Source organism: Streptomyces sp. XD-27, from assembly GCF_030553055.1.
In the GTDB taxonomy this organism is placed as follows: domain Bacteria; phylum Actinomycetota; class Actinomycetes; order Streptomycetales; family Streptomycetaceae; genus Streptomyces.
Window position 1 is genome coordinate 5,267,557 of sequence record NZ_CP130713.1, and the last position, 15,471, is coordinate 5,283,027.

12 protein-coding genes are annotated in these 15,471 nt (G+C 71.2%); 7 read left to right on the forward strand and 5 right to left on the reverse strand.

The window, feature by feature from the left end; genetic code table 11:
- Positions 1-404: 404 nt before the first annotated feature.
- Entirely contained in the window at positions 405-569 is a 165-nt protein-coding gene (locus tag Q3Y56_RS22910) for a hypothetical protein (protein WP_304463728.1), read from the reverse strand.
- Positions 570-1,099: 530 nt separating this feature from the next.
- On the opposite strand from Q3Y56_RS22910, the gene Q3Y56_RS22915 reads away from it, so the two are divergent.
- The gene (locus Q3Y56_RS22915; RefSeq protein WP_304463729.1) at positions 1,100-2,434 is read left to right on the forward strand and encodes a hypothetical protein; all 1,335 of its coding nucleotides are present in this window, start codon (positions 1,100-1,102) and stop codon (positions 2,432-2,434) included.
- A 789-nt stretch (positions 2,435-3,223) separates the two neighbouring features.
- Here Q3Y56_RS22915 and Q3Y56_RS22920 read toward each other — a convergent pair.
- A complete protein-coding gene (locus tag Q3Y56_RS22920) occupies positions 3,224-4,642 on the reverse strand; it encodes a M1 family metallopeptidase (RefSeq protein WP_304463730.1) in 1,419 nt (472 codons plus the stop codon).
- Positions 4,643-4,947: 305 nt separating this feature from the next.
- Between Q3Y56_RS22920 and Q3Y56_RS22925 the strand changes: the two genes are divergently transcribed.
- The 6 genes from Q3Y56_RS22925 to Q3Y56_RS22950 all read left to right on the forward strand — a co-directional run bounded on the left by Q3Y56_RS22925 (position 4,948) and on the right by Q3Y56_RS22950 (position 11,799).
- Complete coding sequence (locus Q3Y56_RS22925) at positions 4,948-5,700, forward strand: GntR family transcriptional regulator (protein WP_304463731.1); 753 nt, start codon at positions 4,948-4,950, stop codon at positions 5,698-5,700.
- Between the two features lie 141 nt (positions 5,701-5,841).
- Positions 5,842-7,551 (forward strand): APC family permease, encoded by a 1,710-nt coding sequence (locus tag Q3Y56_RS22930; RefSeq protein ID WP_304463732.1) that lies wholly within the window; start codon positions 5,842-5,844, stop codon positions 7,549-7,551.
- 202 nt (positions 7,552-7,753) lie between these two features.
- Complete coding sequence (locus Q3Y56_RS22935) at positions 7,754-7,939, forward strand: SPOR domain-containing protein (protein WP_304463733.1); 186 nt, start codon at positions 7,754-7,756, stop codon at positions 7,937-7,939.
- Between the two features lie 21 nt (positions 7,940-7,960).
- Positions 7,961-8,419 carry a (deoxy)nucleoside triphosphate pyrophosphohydrolase gene (locus Q3Y56_RS22940; protein ID WP_304463734.1) on the forward strand — a complete coding sequence of 153 codons (459 nt, stop codon included), beginning with the start codon at positions 7,961-7,963 and terminating at the stop codon, positions 8,417-8,419.
- Between the two features lie 73 nt (positions 8,420-8,492).
- A complete protein-coding gene (locus tag Q3Y56_RS22945; RefSeq protein ID WP_304463735.1) occupies positions 8,493-8,939 on the forward strand; it encodes an ATP-binding protein in 447 nt (148 codons plus the stop codon).
- A 205-nt stretch (positions 8,940-9,144) separates the two neighbouring features.
- A complete protein-coding gene (locus Q3Y56_RS22950; RefSeq protein WP_304465743.1) occupies positions 9,145-11,799 on the forward strand; it encodes a SpoIIE family protein phosphatase in 2,655 nt (884 codons plus the stop codon).
- Positions 11,800-11,869: 70 nt separating this feature from the next.
- Here Q3Y56_RS22950 and Q3Y56_RS22955 read toward each other — a convergent pair whose 3' ends face one another.
- From Q3Y56_RS22955 to Q3Y56_RS22965, 3 genes are read right to left on the reverse strand one after another with little or no spacing between them, the layout of a single operon-like run.
- Positions 11,870-12,658, reverse strand: coding sequence for a succinate dehydrogenase/fumarate reductase iron-sulfur subunit (locus Q3Y56_RS22955; protein WP_304463736.1), 789 nt, complete (start codon positions 12,656-12,658; stop codon positions 11,870-11,872).
- On the reverse strand, positions 12,655-14,589 hold the full coding sequence (locus Q3Y56_RS22960; RefSeq protein WP_304463737.1) for a fumarate reductase/succinate dehydrogenase flavoprotein subunit: 1,935 nt from the start codon (positions 14,587-14,589) through the stop codon (positions 12,655-12,657). The genes Q3Y56_RS22955 and Q3Y56_RS22960 overlap by 4 nt, the downstream gene beginning before the upstream one ends.
- Entirely contained in the window at positions 14,589-15,416 is an 828-nt protein-coding gene (locus Q3Y56_RS22965; protein ID WP_304463738.1) for a hypothetical protein, read from the reverse strand. The genes Q3Y56_RS22960 and Q3Y56_RS22965 overlap by 1 nt, the downstream gene beginning before the upstream one ends.
- Between the last annotated feature and the right edge of the window lie 55 nt (positions 15,417-15,471).

Below are 15,471 nucleotides of genomic sequence, written 5' to 3' on the forward strand. Positions count from 1 at the left end.
GACATGGACGGCTCCTTCGACGAGCGGAAATGGGAGAAGGTCCGAGCCGACAACAAGCGGTACGTGCACAACACGGTCGACGTGCTCAAGGAGCTCATGCGCCTCGGCTGGGTCGACCGGGCCATGCTGCCCTCGGGTCCGCGCTCCGCGTGGGCCCACGCGCATGTGACCTTCCGGCTCACCGACAGCGGCCGGCGGTGGGTCGATCTCGTCTCGGCCGACCGCCGGGCCGGGTACAACAGCCTCGTGGGTGCTCTTGTCGAGGCGCACCCGCAGTTCGAGGGGTACCTGCGGCTCGTGGGCGCGCGGCCCGACTCGTCGACCAGCCACCTGACCGTGCCGCTGCTCAAGTTCGACAGCGCGTCGCACGGCACGTTGCGGGAGTTCCTGGGCGCCTTCGTCGACTACGCGGTGGGCGCGGCCGAGCAGGGCACACTCGGCTGGGCGGCGTCGCGCTCGGAGATCGACGAAGGGGTGCGCACGTATGTCAGCGCATCCGCGAAGCGACTGCAGGCGCGCCAGCGGACGATGAACCGGAAGCAGTTCGTCCTCACCTGCGAAGAGGCCATGGTGCGCGTCGCCTTCCACGCGGCGGGCTGCAGGCTCGACTACATCAGCCATGAGTTGCTGCGGCGTTGGACCCGCTTCCTGGGCTTGGCCAACTTCAGCTACTACGCACCCGGCCCCCCGGCGTTGCGGTTCTGGGCGACGGGGACGGTGGTCGGCCGAGGGGCCGATGTCGCCATCCGGCGCAAGGTCGGGGTGGACGCCCGGCGAGCGGCCCTCGACGCCCTGTGGCAGGTGTGGCGCGAGCAGCGCGCCGACGCCGGGGGAGGGATGTATCTCCCGGTGTGGCGGCTGAGAGCCGCCATCTGCTGGCAACAGCGCCTCACCGACTCGGAGTTCGACGAGGCCATCATCGAGGCGCTGGCCGGCATGCATCCCAACCTCGGTCTGCGCATTCATCTGGACCAGGCGTCGCTCCGCGTCGCACCGGCCTCCACCAGGCCGCTCGTGATCCCGGTGGCCGGCGGGCCCCCGCGCGTGTTCAACGTCATCAGCGTCGCTCCGACACACTCAGCCGAGGAGACTGCCCCCCATGACACCCCGGAAGGCCGGAACGGTCTGGCTGAAGAAGCACTGGAACCTGCGCCACAACCCGTTCCCCAGTACCGGCATCGCCCGGCTCGGCGGCAGCGACCCCAGAGAGAACGGCCTGCTCTACGAGCCGGACGTCAACGCGGACACGTTGCAGGAGGCCATCGACAAGTTCGTGCTCGGCACGGCCTTCTCCGGGCTGAAGTTCGGATACCTGTGGTCCACGGACGGCGGACACGGCGGACACGGCGGCTCGGACGCCCGCGGCTTCGGCAAGTCGGTGCTGATGCAGCACCTGACGGGGATCCTCAACACGGACTTCGGGTGCACCGCCTACGCCGCCAGCGGCCTGGACGAGGAGGACGCGGCGGAGGCGCCCATCTGCGGACTGCTCACCAGCTTCGACACGGCGCAGATCCGCTCGCTGAACGCGGCCCTGTTCTCCGCCGTGGAGTACGCGACGGACTTCCGGGTGAACGGCGACGACCTGTCGCTGGCCCAGCGGCTGAGGGCCGCGCTCGTCGAACGGGTCGGCAGTGACGACGTCGCGACCCTGGTGAAGGTCGTCGCCGACGTCCACAGGTCGCTGCGCGGACGCACGCTGGGCCCGCCCGACGGAAAGCTGATCGAGGCACTCTGCAGTGAGGACGCCTGGCAGGCGGCGGACTACCTGGACCAGGTGAAACCCGCTTCGCGGACCCGGAACGGGGCCGTCTATCTGGCCTCCTTCCTTCTCTTCGCCTCGGCGGCCGGGATGCGTCACGTGCTGCTCTGCTGTGACCAGTTGGAGGATCTGGCGAGCAAGACCACCGCACGGTCCAAGCGGGATCTGGAGATCGAGCGATTCCGGGACATCATCCTGGAGACGCTCCCCATGGCTGACATGCTCAGTGTCGTGGTCACCATGCATCCACGGGCGGCGCTCACCATCGGCACGGCGTGGGACCTCGCCGATCTGCCGACGTTCGAGATCACCGAGACCAACAAGCACCGCACGGTGGTGCTGCCCGGGCTGCGGAGCGTGGAAGCCGCGACCAAGCTCGTCGAGACCTACCTCGGAGCCGCTGTGAAGCATGGCGCGGACCGGGAACCCGGTGATCTCGCCCCCTTCACGAAGGAGGCGGTGGCGGCGCTGTTCAGTAGGTCCAGCCGCAAGCCGCGCGATGTGCTCCGCAAGGCGAACGGACTGGTCGAAGCCGCGTCCGCCGACAATCTGGACGTCATCGACGAGGCCGCCGTCGACCGGTATCTGGACGCGTTGGGACCCGACTTCGAGGACGGGTCGGTGCCCGGAACCGCGGGCGGTGCCGCTTCCCTCGACTGGAGCCAGGGATGACCTTCTCGAGTACGTCCAAGCCAAGGTGAGCTGGGGGCAGAGAAGTGGACCCGGGCGAACCGGCGCGCTGCGGAGCCTGCGACGCGCCACTGGCGGAATGGGAAGGCGGCCACTGCGGATGCCGAGGGCCGAGTCTGCGGCGGCAGCCGGAGGTCCTCTATGCGGCGGCCTGCTCGGTCCCCCACCCTGTCCGCGTCCGCGACCTGGTGCGGCTGGCGGAACTCGACCACGGCCTGCGGGTGGGTGCTTCCTCCGCCAACGCGGCGGTCGCTGCGGACCGGCGCTTCTGCTGGGCGGGACAGGGCATCTACGGACTCCAGCGCCATGGGCCGCTGCCCGGACCACGGAGCCTGGAAGGCGTCAGCCGGCTGGTGCTGACGGCCGCCGGCACCCCCTCACCGCGCACGCCCTGCACTACTGCCTGCAGACGCTCGGCTACCGGTACGCCTTCGGATCGCTGGCCAACGCCATCAGGCAGTCGCCGTGGATCGAGCGGTGCCCCGACGGGCTGTGGTCGCATCCGGTGGGCGAAGCCGCCGAGCGCTCGCTGCTCGACGAGGTGCCGGCGGTCCCGCCGCGGCGGGAGGCGGCCTGGGCGTGGCTGCGTGGCCGGCTCGCCGACCAGGTGGGAGCAGCGCTTCGCCGCCGAGACGACCGCCTCTACACCATCGGAGAACGCCGGAGCCTCGGTTTGGCATGGGGCGACCAGCCTCCCTGTGGGGGTGACGGACCGCCCGGCTACCGGGGGTGCGGCGTCGTCCGACCCTGCTACGGCTTCGCCCGGCCGGGCTACGGCTTCTCCGGCTTCCCGTCGCCGTACAGCCACGTGTCGAACAGCTTCCCCAGGTCCTTGCCCGACTTCTTCTCGCACAGCTCGATGAACTGCTTGGTGTCGGCGACGCCGTGCCGGTGGTCCTTGGTCCAGGCGCGCACGATGCCGAAGAAGGTGTCGTCGCCCACGGCCCGGCGCAGCTTGTGCAGGACCATCGCCGCGCGCCCGTAGACCGGGGCGTCCAGGACGCGGTCGGCGCTCGGCGGGTTGCCGGGCGGGAAGTCCCAGATGCCCTCGCTCTCGTCGTCGTCGCCGTTCCAGAAGTCCTCGAAGGTCTCGTCGGTGGTGCGCTTGCCGTGGTCCTCCTCCCACAGCCACTCCGCGTACGTGGCGAAGCCCTCGTTCAGCCACACGTCCTTCCAGGTGCGCGGCGTGACGGAGTTGCCGAACCACTGGTGCGCGAACTCGTGCACCATCAGCTGCTTGTCCGGTGCCCGGTCGAAGAACGGCTTGGTCTGGGTCTCCAGGGCGTACTCGATCTCGGGCGCGTGGTCGATGATCACCCCGGTCGTGGCGAAGGGGTACGGGCCGAAGCGCTTGCTCTGCCAGTCGAGGAGCTCGCTGACGAACGCGTTCACGTCGGCGCTGTCGTCGAGCTCGTCGTAGTCGATGGCGTTGTACTGGCGGATCCCGGTGTCCGTCGTGGTCTCGGTGAACTCGAAGGACCCCACGGCGACGGTGGCCAGATAGCTGGCCATCGGCTCGGGGGACTGCCACTCGAACGTCTCCCGCTTGCCCGTCTTCTCGTGGCTCTTCAAGTCGCCGTTGGAGACGGCGGTGTAGCCCTTGGGGACGGTGACGTCGATGTCGTAGGCGGCCTTGTCGGACGGGTGGTGGTTGCCGGGGAACCACGCCATCGAGCCGTTGGGCTGGCCCAGGGCCACCGCCCCGTCGCCGTCCTTCGTCTCGATCCAGCCCTCCATCGAACCGTCCGGGTCGGCGATCGTCTTCGGCGAGCCGTCGTAGCGGACGGTGGTCTTGAAGATACGGCCCTTGGACAGGGACGACTCGGGGGTGACCGTCAGCTCGGTGCCGCTGCGGGAGAACTTCGCGGGATTTCCGTCCACGGTCGTCTCGCGCACCCGCAGCCCGGCGAAGTCGAGGTTGAACGAGCTGATCGGGCCGGTGGCGCGGGCGGTGATCTCGGCGGTGGCCTTCAGACGGTTGCCCTCGGGCTCGTAGTCCAGGGTGAGGCCGTAGTGCGTGACGTCGTAGCCGCCGTTGCCCTGCTGGGGGAAGAGCGGGTCGCCGATGCCGGCGGCACCGGCCTTGGCGGCGGAGCCGTCCTCGGTGGAGTCGGAACCGCTGGTGCAGGCGGCGCAGGTGACGAGCAGCAGCGCGCCGGTCAGGGCCCGCAGGGATGAACGACGGGGCACGTACGGCGCTCCTCGGCTCGGACTCGGTGTCAGGTCGGTGGTCGGCCGCCTGCTTCGGAAGGGTTCCGCCTCGGACGAGTGTCCGCTTCGGACGCGTGTCCGCTTCGGGCGGTTGACCGTTCGGGCCCAATTCAACTGGGGGTGCCCGTCCGTTGTCGAACTGCTATGCCCTTGAAACGGCTCACGCCCCAAATAAACCTCTCTGAGCTGCGGTTCACCACTTCCGGTGATGCTTTGGCCCTTAGTTGCGGGCGCCAACCCACGGTTGCCAAGCTGTTGCTCACTGTCAACCTCAGGGAGAGAACGTGGCCTTCGGTGACCAACCCGCCTATCTCCGCGTCGCCGACGACCTCCGGCAGAAGATCGTCGGCGGCGAGCTCCCGCCGCACACCCGCCTCCCCTCGCAGGCCCGCATCCGCGAGGTGTACGGGGTCTCCGACACCGTCGCCCTGGAGGCCCGCAAGGTGCTGATGGCCGAGGGGCTGGTGGAGGGCCGTTCCGGCTCCGGCACGTACGTGCGCGCGCAGCCCGAGCCGCGTCGGCTGGTGCGCAGCGGCTTCCGCGCCCCCGGCGGCTCGACGCCGTTCCGGCAGGAGCAGGCCGACGAGCAGATGCACGGCACCTGGGAGTCCAGCAGCGAGCGGGAGGCGGCGGGGCGGCCGGTCGCCGACCGGCTGGACATCGCCCCCGGTGACGAGGTGATGCGTACGCGGTACGTGCTCCGGTCGGCGGGCGAGGTGGTGCTGCTGTCCACCTCCTGGGAGCCGCTGGCGCTCACCGGGCGGACGCCGGTGATGCTGCCCGAGGAGGGCCCGCTGGCCGGTCGCGGGGTGGTCGAGCGGATGGCGGCCATCGGGCTGACCGTGGACAACGTCGCGGAGGAGGTCGGCGCCCGGCCGGGGCTCGCCGAGGAGACGCTGGCGCTCGGCGGCGTGCCGGGCCACGGCGTGCTCGTCATCTCCCGCACCTTCTTCGCCGGCGGCCGCCCGGTCGAGACCGCGGACGTGGTCACGCTCTCCGACCGCTACCGCGTCGCGTACCGCCTGCCGGTGAAGTGACCGTCCGGGGTCCGCCCGTCACTGAACGGCGGGCATCCGTCCGGAAAACGGAGTCCGGGCGGCCCGCGTGGTGTTGCAAACCTCACAGAACACCCGTGGAAGCCCGATTATCGGAATCCGATCTTCCCAATCGCTCGTACGATGGCGCGGTTTGTGTCCGGTCACGGGGGAGCGAAGGGAGTGCCAGGAACCTTGAGCACGGAGCAGGATTCCCACTCTAATTACCGAAGGTCACTTGGCACGGTGGCCCTCACCGCTGTCGGCCTCGGGTCGATCATCGGTTCCGGCTGGCTCTTCGGTGCCGAACGGGCAGCTGCCCTGGCCGGTCCCGCCGCCATCTTCTCGTGGGTGATCGGCGCCGTGGTGGCACTGACCATCGCCCTGACCTACACCGAGCTGGGCTCGATGTTCCCCAAGGCCGGCGGCATGGTGCGGTACGGCCAGTACTCGCACGGCTCGCTCGCGGGCTACCTCGCCGCCTGGGCCAACTGGATCGCGATCGTCTCGGTGATCCCCGGCGAGGCCACCGCCTCCATCCAGTACATGAGCTCCTGGGACTTCGCCTGGTGCAAGGAGCTGTACGACGGGAAGGAGCTGACCGGCACCGGACTCGCGCTCGCGTCCGTGCTGCTGCTCTTCTACTTCTTCCTGAACTGGTTCGCGATCACCCTGTTCGCCAAGACCAACACCGCGATCACGGTCTTCAAGGTCGTGGTGCCGGTGCTGACGGCGGGCGCGCTGATGATGGCGCACTTCGACACCTCCAACGTCACCGACCACGGCGGCTTCACGCCGAACGGCTGGAGCGCGGTCTTCAGCGCCGTCGCGGTGGCCGGCATCGTCTGGGCGTTCAACGGCTTCCAGTCCCCGCTCAACATGGCCGCCGAGGCGCGCAACCCCGGCAAGTCCATGCCCAAGGCCGTCATCGGCTCGATCCTCATCGCCCTGGTCATCTACCTGGCGCTGCAGATCGCCTTCCTGATGGCCGTCCCCGCCGGGGACCTGGCCGACGGCGGCTGGAAGGGGCTGGGCTACAACTCCCCGCTCGCCGACCTGGCCATGGCCTGGGGCCTGAACTGGCTGGCCATCCTGCTCTACGCGGACGCCTTCGTCTCCCCGTCCGGCACCGGCATGATCTACGCGGCCACCACCTCGCGCATGATCCACGGTGTCCAGGAGAACGGCCACCTCCCCGGCGTCTTCGGCAAGGTCGACGCCAAGACCGGTGTGCCGCGCCCCGCGCTGCTGCTCAACCTGGGCATCTCCTTCATCTTCCTGGCCGTCTTCCGCGGCTGGGGCTCCATCGCCGAGATCGTCGGCGTCGCGACCGTCATCTCGTACATCACCGGCCCGGTGGCCGTGATGGCGATGCGGCGGCTGGCCCCGGGCCTGCCGCGGCCGGTGAAGCTGCGCGCCATGCCGGTGATCGCGCCGATCGCGATGATCTTCGGCTCGCTGGTCATGTACTGGGCCCGCTGGCCGCTCACCGGCAAGGTCATCTTCATCATGGCGATCGGTCTGCCGGTCTGGGCCTGGTACGAGCTGCGCAAGCCGTGGGCCGAGCTCAAGCCGCACCTGACGGCGGGCGCCTGGATGGTCGCCTACCTGCTGGTGATGGCCTTCACCTCGTGGGCCGGCGGCAAGGAGTTCGGCGGCAAGGGGTACCTGGCCGAGGGCTGGGACATCCTGGTCGTCTCCCTCATCGCGCTGGCCTTCTACTACTGGGGCGTGGCGAGCGCCTGGCGCAACCCCTCGCTGGTGCAGGTGGAGAAGGAGCTGGCGGCCGAGGCCGACCGGCAGGCCGAGTCCGCCGAGGAAGAGGGCCGGGAGAAGGCCGTCAGCGCGGTCTGACACCGGTCGCGGCCGGGGCATCCGTCCCGGCCGCTTCCCGGCTCCGGCCGGGCAGGATGGCCGGATGAGTGCCTCTTCGTGAAAAGTCGTATCCGCTGCGTGAAGGTAGGGCGTACGCTCAGGCATATGCGTATCGGGGTTTCCAGCAGGAGGTCCTGGGGGCGTACGCCGGAGCGTGCGACACAGCGGAGGGGACAGAGCGATGAGTGACAGCGGTGCCGTCCTGCCATGGCTCGTCATCCGCCAGGATGACCAAGGCAACCGCTATCGCGTGGGGCGCTATGCGACCCGGAGCGAGGCCGAGGAGGTCGCCGGCCGGCTGGCCGACCACGGACACAAGCAGTTGTACGTGGTCGAGCGCACGGCGGCCACCGGATCGGGGGCCTGACGCCTGCCGTATCGTGCCCGCATGACGGAGCGCGTGGTGGTGGGCGGAGCGGTGTTCGACCAGGGGCGGCTGCTGGCCGCCCGGCGCAGCGCGCCCCCGGAGCTGGCCGGCCGCTGGGAGCTGCCCGGCGGCAAGGCCGAGCCCGGTGAGACGCCCGCCCAGACACTCGTGCGCGAGCTGCGCGAGGAGCTGGGCATCGAGGTGGAGCCGCTGGAACCGCTGCCGGGCCAGTGGCCGCTCAAGCCCGGCTACGTCCTCCACGTGTGGACGGCGGCGCTGCGCACCGGCGTGCCGCGCCCGCTGGAGGACCACGACGAGGTGCGCTGGCTCGCGCCGGAGGCCGTCGACGAGGTCGACTGGCTGGACGAGGACCGGCCCGCGGTCGCCGAGGCGGTGCGCCGTCTCGTGAGCGGTGGTGCGCGGCACGAGGCTGCGCCGAATGTGTCACCGCGCTCCGGCCGGGACGATAGTAGGCCCTGAATATCGGGTATGTGAGGATTAACCTCCCCGAAGCCGGACAATCACGGCGGGGTCTGTGCCTACGGTCTGGGAAGTGGTCGGCGTGAACGACAGTCCATCAGGCGTGGCCGCGGACGCCGATTCCGCCGAATGGAGCTTCGCCGCCGAACCGGGCGCCGTACGCACTGCCCGCACTCTGGTCCGTGACGCATTGCACACCTGGGGCCTCCAGGCCGTCAGCGATGTGACGGTCCTGCTCGTCAGTGAGCTGGTCACCAACTCCCTGCGCTACGCCACCGGGCCCATCGGCGTCCGCATGCGCTGCCGCCGCGCCGTCGACGGCGCCGTGCTGGTGGTGGAGGTCTCCGACCCCGTGGAGGACCCGCCGCGCGAGCGGGTCGCCACCCCCGACGACGAGGGCGGCCGCGGTCTGCAACTGGTCGCCCGCAGCTCCCGCCGCTGGGGGACGCGACGCGGCAAGGCAGGCAAAACGGTGTGGTTCGAGCTCGCTCTCCCTGGTGAGGAGATTGTCGAAGGGTGAGCTATTGCCGGGAAGTGATTGCAGAACACGGCACCCAACGTGTGGGATGAGACCGTGCTGTGATCGTGAAGGGCGTGCTCCGGATAGCCGAGGTGCAGGATACTCAGCTGTCTGAGGCCGGTCCGAGACCTGAGCCGGAGGGGACGGGCGCGTGAGCGAGAAGCCAGCGGGGGCGCAGATGCCCGAGGACGCCGTAGTCACGCCGATGTGGCAGAGCAGCCCGCCCGGATCGATCTACGACTACATCCGGGTGGCGTCCTTCGGTCTCGGCCCGGACGGCCGCATCGCGCAGTGGAGCGAACGGGCCGCGGAACTCGTGGGGCTGACGGCGCGCCAGGCGATCGGCAGGGACCCCGTCGAGGCGTTCGTCCCGCCCGAACTGCGCGACACCGGACACCGCAAGGTCGCCGAGATCCTGGACGGCCGGGAGTGGACCGGCCTGGTGCCCTACTGCGCCCCGGACGGCCGCGGCCCCGGATACAGTCTGGCCGAGATCTATGTGATGCCCTCCCGGACCGAGGACGGCGAGCGGTCCGCGCTGTGCATCGCGGTGGACGTCAGCGCGCTGCGCCGCCTGGAGACCGACCTCGCCGCGTCACAGGCCGTTTTCGGTCAATCTCCCCTCGGCTTCTTCTTCTGCGGCACGGACCTGCGGATGCTGCGCGTCAACGAGCGGTTCGCGACCGTCTTCGGCCGTCCCGCCGACGCGTACCGCGGCATGCGCCCGGAGGACCTGCTGCCGGCCTCCGAGGCCGAGCGGCTGAGCGCCGCGATCCGCCAAGTCCTGGACACCGGGCAGTCGGTGACGGACATGCCGCTCGTCGGCAACGTCCCCGCCAACCCCGAGCGCCGCCGCTGGGCCATCTCCCTGTACCGCCTGCACAGCGGGTCCGGTCGCCCCATCGGCGTCGCGGGACTCGCCACCGACGTCACCGGCCGCCGCCGCGCCGAGCTGGAGGCCGCCGGCGTACGGCGCAACCTGGCGCTGCTGAACGAGGCCGGGGCGCGAATAGGCACGTCGCTGGACCTGGAGACCACCGCCCGCGAGCTGCTGGACGTGGCCGTGCCGCAGTTCTGCGACCTGGCCTCGGTCGACCTGTACCAGGGCCTGCTCACCGGCGAGGACGCGGGCCCCGGGCTGCTGCGGTCCCGGCGGGACGCTCCGCCGCGCGGGAGCGCGGCGGAGGAGCCCGGCGGAGGCAGCGCCGAACTGCGCCGGGTCGCCTTCGCCAGCGCCGTCTCCGACGGGCCCGTCGCGATCTTCGACCCGTGCCGCCCGGCCGGGGCCGACGACGCCACCAAGCCCGTCCAGGTCGGCGAGGTGCACCGCTACCCGCTCAACTCGCCGTGCGCCGGGGCCCTGCGCACCGCCCAGGTACGGGTCGTCGGGGGCCGGGACGCCGCGGAGGGGCCGGAGCTGGGCGCGGTGCTCCAGTCCACCCTGGTGGTGCCGATGGTCGCCCGCGACACGGTCGTCGGCCTGGTCCAGTTCTCCCGCACCAAGGGCAGCGAGCCGTTCGGCGAGCGGGACACCGCGCTCGCCGTCGAACTGGCCGCCCGCGCCGCCGTCTGCATCGACAACGCCCGGCTCTACCGCCGCGAGCACGAGCGCGCCCTGATCCTCCAGCGCAGCCTGCTGCCGCCGGGCGACCCCGAGGCCGCCGGACTCGACATCGCCTGCCGCTACCTGCCCGGCAACGAGGCCACCGAGGTCGGCGGCGACTGGTTCGACGTGATCGAGCTGCCGGGCCACCGCACCGCCCTGGTCGTCGGCGACGTGATGGGCCGCGGCCTGCGCGCCGCCGTCGCCATGGGCGAACTGCGCACCGCGGTACGGACCCTGGCCCTGCTCGACCTGGAGCCCGCCGAGGTGCTCTCCGCCCTGGACGAGATCGCCCGGGGCCTCGGTACGCCCGGCGGCTCCCGCGTGGACGGCCGCCCCGCCCACCGCGCCCCGCGCGCCGGGCGCGGCGCGCAGCGCCCCGAGGCCGCCGCCTCGGACCTCTCCGAGGTCTACCTGGCCACCTGCGTGTACGCCGTCTACGATCCGGTCACCCGGCGCTGCACCTTCGCCAACGCCGGCCATCTGCCACCGGTGCTGGTCGAACCCGGCGCGTCCGCCGAGCTGCTGGACGTACCCCCCGGCATGCCGCTGGGCGTCGGCGGCGAGCCGTTCGAGGAGATCGAGGTCGAGCTGCCCGACGGCGCCCTCCTCGCGCTGTACACCGACGGCCTCGTCGAGTCCCGCGACCACGCCCTGGACGAGGGGCTCCAGGCGTTCCGCACGGCGCTGACCGGCACCGCCCCGGTCCAGACCGCGCCCGGCGGCTCCCAGGGCCCGCTGGAGGACCTCTGCGACCGCGTCCTCGACACGCTGAACACCCACCACGGCGAGGACGACATCGCCCTGCTCATGGCCCGCGTCCAGGGCCTGCCCGCCGAGTCCGTCGGCGACTGGCGGCTGCCCAGCGAACCCCGCTCCGTCGGCCGCGCCCGCGAACTGGCCCGCGACCAACTGGAGTCCTGGGGCCTGGACGACCTGGTGGACACCACCGAACTCCTGGTCAGCGAGCTGGTCACCAACGCCCTGCGGTACGGCGAGGGAGAGATCCGGCTGCGCCTGCTGCTGGACCGCAGCCTGGTCTGCGAGGTGTGGGACGGCGGCCTGGTCCAGCCCCGCCGCCGCCGCGCCCGCGACACCGACGAGGGCGGCCGCGGCCTCCAGCTCGTCGGCCTGCTCAGCGCCGCCTGGGGCAGCCGCCGGACCCCGCGGGGCAAGACGGTGTGGTTCGAACTGGGGCTGCCGGACGGCGAGTCACCGGGAACGGACTCGGTGGAGGCGCTGCTCAGCCTGTTCTGACACGGGCGGGCCGGGGGCCGCGGTGGAGCCCCCGGCCCCGGTCACCGCGAATCCCGGCGGCGGAGCCCGGTCACGGTGCGCCGCGGCGGCGGATCTTGTCGCCCAGCCAGACCAGCGGGTCGTACTTGCGGTCCACCGCCCGCTCCTTGAGCGGGATCAGCGCGTTGTCCGTGATCCGGATGTGTTCCGGGCACACCTCGGTGCAGCACTTGGTGATGTTGCAGTAGCCCAGGCCGTGCTCCTCCTGCGCGCCACGCTTGCGGTCCAGGCCGGACTCGGCCGCCGCGTCCAGGGGGTGCATGTCCAGCTCGGCGATCCGCATCAGGAAGCGGGGCCCGGCGAACGCCGGCTTGTTGTCCTCGAAGTCCCGCACCACATGGCAGGTGTCCTGGCACAGGAAGCACTCGATGCACTTGCGGAACTCCTGCGAGCGCCCCACGTCCTCCTGCGCCATCCGGTACTCGCCCGGACCGAGGTCCGGCGGCGGCACGAACGACGGCACCTCGCGGGCCTTGGCGTAGTTGAACGACACGTCCGTCACCAGGTCCCGGACCACCGGGAAGGCCCGCAGCGGCGTGATGGTGACGGTCTCGTCGCGGGCGAACACCGACATCCGGGTCATGCACAGCAGCCGCGGCCGGCCGTTGATCTCGGCGCTGCACGAACCGCACTTGCCCGCCTTGCAGTTCCACCGCACCGCCAGGTCCGGGGCCTGGGTCGCCTGGAGCCGGTGGACGATGTCCAGGACCACCTCGCCCTCGTGCACCTCGACCCGGAAGTCCGCCAGGTCCCCGCCGTCGGCGTCGCCGCGCCACACCCGGAAGTGGGCCTCGTATCCAGGGGAAGTCGGCTCGCTCACTGGCTCAGCTCCTCGTCCGTCAGGTACTTCACCAGCTCTTCCTTCTCGAACAGGGCCAGCAGGTCGGGGCGGATGGGCGGGGCCGTGGCCCGGGTGAGCCGGATCCGGCTCGGCCGTGCGTCCGCCGCGAGGTCCGCCGAGGGGTCGGCGAGCCGGCATTCCAGGACGATCGGGCGCCACTGCCGGTCCATCTGCGGGCAGTCGTCGCGGGTGTGCCCGCCGCGGCTCTCGGTGCGCTCCAGCGCCGCGCGCGCCACGCACTCGCTGACCAGCAGCATGTTCCGCAGATCGATCGCCAGGTGCCAGCCGGGGTTGAACTGGCGGTGTCCTTCGACCCCGGCGCGGCGCGCCCGTACCCGCAGGTCGGCGAGGCGGCGCAGCGCCTCCTCCATCTCCTCGGCCCGCCGGATGATGCCGACCAGGTCGTTCATCGACTGCTGGAGCTCCTGGTGGAGCGTGTACGGGTTCTCCGCGGGCTGGTCGGCGTCGCCGCCGGTCCCCGCGCCGAACGGGCGCAGTGCCTCGGCGCCCGCCCGCTCCACCTCCGCCTCGTCGGGCACGGGCCGGGCGCCCGCCGCCGTCCGGGCGGCGTACTGGGCCGCGTGCAGCCCGGCGCGCCGACCGAAGACCAGCAGGTCGGACAGGGAGTTCCCGCCGAGCCGGTTGGAGCCGTGCATGCCGCCGGCGACCTCGCCCGCGGCGAAGAGTCCGGGGACGCCGACCGCGGCCGCGGTGTCCGGCTCGACCTGCACGCCGCCCATGACGTAGTGGCAGGTCGGGCCGACCTCCATCGGCTCGGCGGTGATGTCGACGTCCGCCAGTTCCTTGAACTGGTGGTGCATGGACGGCAGCTTCCGCTTGATCACCTCGGCGGGCAGCCGGGTGGACACATCGAGGAAGACGCCGCCGTGCGGGGAGCCGCGGCCCGCCTTCACCTCGGCGTTGATGGCGCGGGCGACCTCGTCGCGGGGCAGCAGCTCGGGCGGGCGGCGGGCCTGGTCCGGATGCTCGTACCAGCGGTCGCCCTCGTCCTCGGTCTCGGCGTACTTCTCCTTGAAGACGTCCGGGATGTAGTCGAACATGAACCGCTTGCCGTCGCTGTTGCGCAGCACGCCGCCGTCGCCGCGGACGGACTCGGTGACGAGGATGCCCTTCACCGACGGGGGCCAGACCATGCCGGTGGGGTGGAACTGCACGAACTCCATGTTGATCAGCGACGCCCCGGCGAGCAGCGCCAGCGCGTGCCCGTCCCCGGTGTACTCCCAGGAGTTGGAGGTCACCTTGAAGGACTTGCCGATGCCGCCGGTGGCCAGCACCACGGCCGGGGCCTCGATGACGAAGAAGCGCCCGGACTCGCGCTCGTACCCGAAGACACCGGCGACCGCGCCGCCGGACTTGAGCACCCGGGTGACGGTGCACTCCTGGAAGACCTTGAGCCGGGCCTCGTAGTCGCCCAGCTCGGCGAAGTCCTGCTGCTGGAGAGAGACGATCTTCTGCTGGAGGGTGCGGATCAGCTCCAGCCCGGTGCGGTCCCCGACGTGCGCCAGCCGCGGGTACTCGTGGCCGCCGAAGTTCCGCTGGGAGATCCTCCCGTCCGGGGTGCGGTCGAACAGCGCGCCCCAGGTCTCCAGCTCCCAGACCCGGTCGGGTGCCTCCTGCGCGTGCAGCTCGGCCATCCGCCAGTTGTTGAGGAACTTGCCCCCGCGCATGGTGTCGCGGAAGTGGACCTGCCAGTTGTCGTTGCTGTTGACGTTGCCCATGCTGGCCGCGATGCCGCCCTCGGCCATCACCGTATGGGCCTTGCCGAACAGCGACTTGCAGATGACGGCGCAGCGCAGGCCCTGCTCGCGGGCCTCGATGGCGGCGCGCAGGCCGGCGCCGCCCGCGCCGATCACCACGACGTCCCATGCCTGCCGGTCGACTCGCGTCATCAGAAGAACCTCGGATCGTCGAAGGCACCGGTGGCCAGGAGGTAGACGTAGAAGTCGGCGAGGGCGACGCTGACCAGGGAGAACCAGGCCAGCTTCGCGTGCCGGGCGTTGAGCGCGCCGACCCAGCCCCACAGCCGGTAGCGCACCGGGTGCTTGGAGAAGTGCTTGAGCCGTCCGCCGACGATGTGCCGGCAGGAGTGGCAGGAGAGGGTGTACGCCCAGATCAGGGCGATGTTGACGACGAAGACCACGGTGCCGAGGCCCATGTGGCCCCAGCCGTAGGTCTCGTCCCGGAAGGCGAGCACCGTGTCGTACGTGAGGATCCCGGCGACCAGCAGCGCCGCGTAGAAGAAGTAGCGGTGGCTGTTCTGCAGGATCAGCGGGAAGCGGGTCTCGCCGGTGTAGCGGGCGCGCGGCTCGGGCACGGCGCAGGCGGGTGGCGAGGACCAGAAGCCGCGGTAGTAGGCCTTGCGGTAGTAGTAGCAGGTCAGCCGGAAGCCGAGCGGGAAGATCAGGATCAGCAGCGCGGGGGACAGGCCCCACCAGCTGCCGAAGACGTCCCAGTTGGGGCCGGAGCGCATCGGCTCGCAGCGGTCGGCCAGGCAGGGGGAGTAGAACGGCGAGACGTACGGCGCCGCGTAGTAGTCGGCGTCGGCGAAGGCCCGCCAGGTGGAGTAGACGATGAACGCGAGCAGTCCGGCGGCGGTGCCGGCGGGCGCCAGCCACCAGCGGTCGGTGCGCAGATGGCGGGCGGGGATGGCGGCACGCGTCGGATCGTGCACGCCATGTGATCGCGGATGGGCTCGGGGGTCGGTACCAGTGGCCAAGGCGGACTCCGCGGTGGTGTGAGGAGGAGGGCCGGGGCTGGGGCGGAGCCCCAGT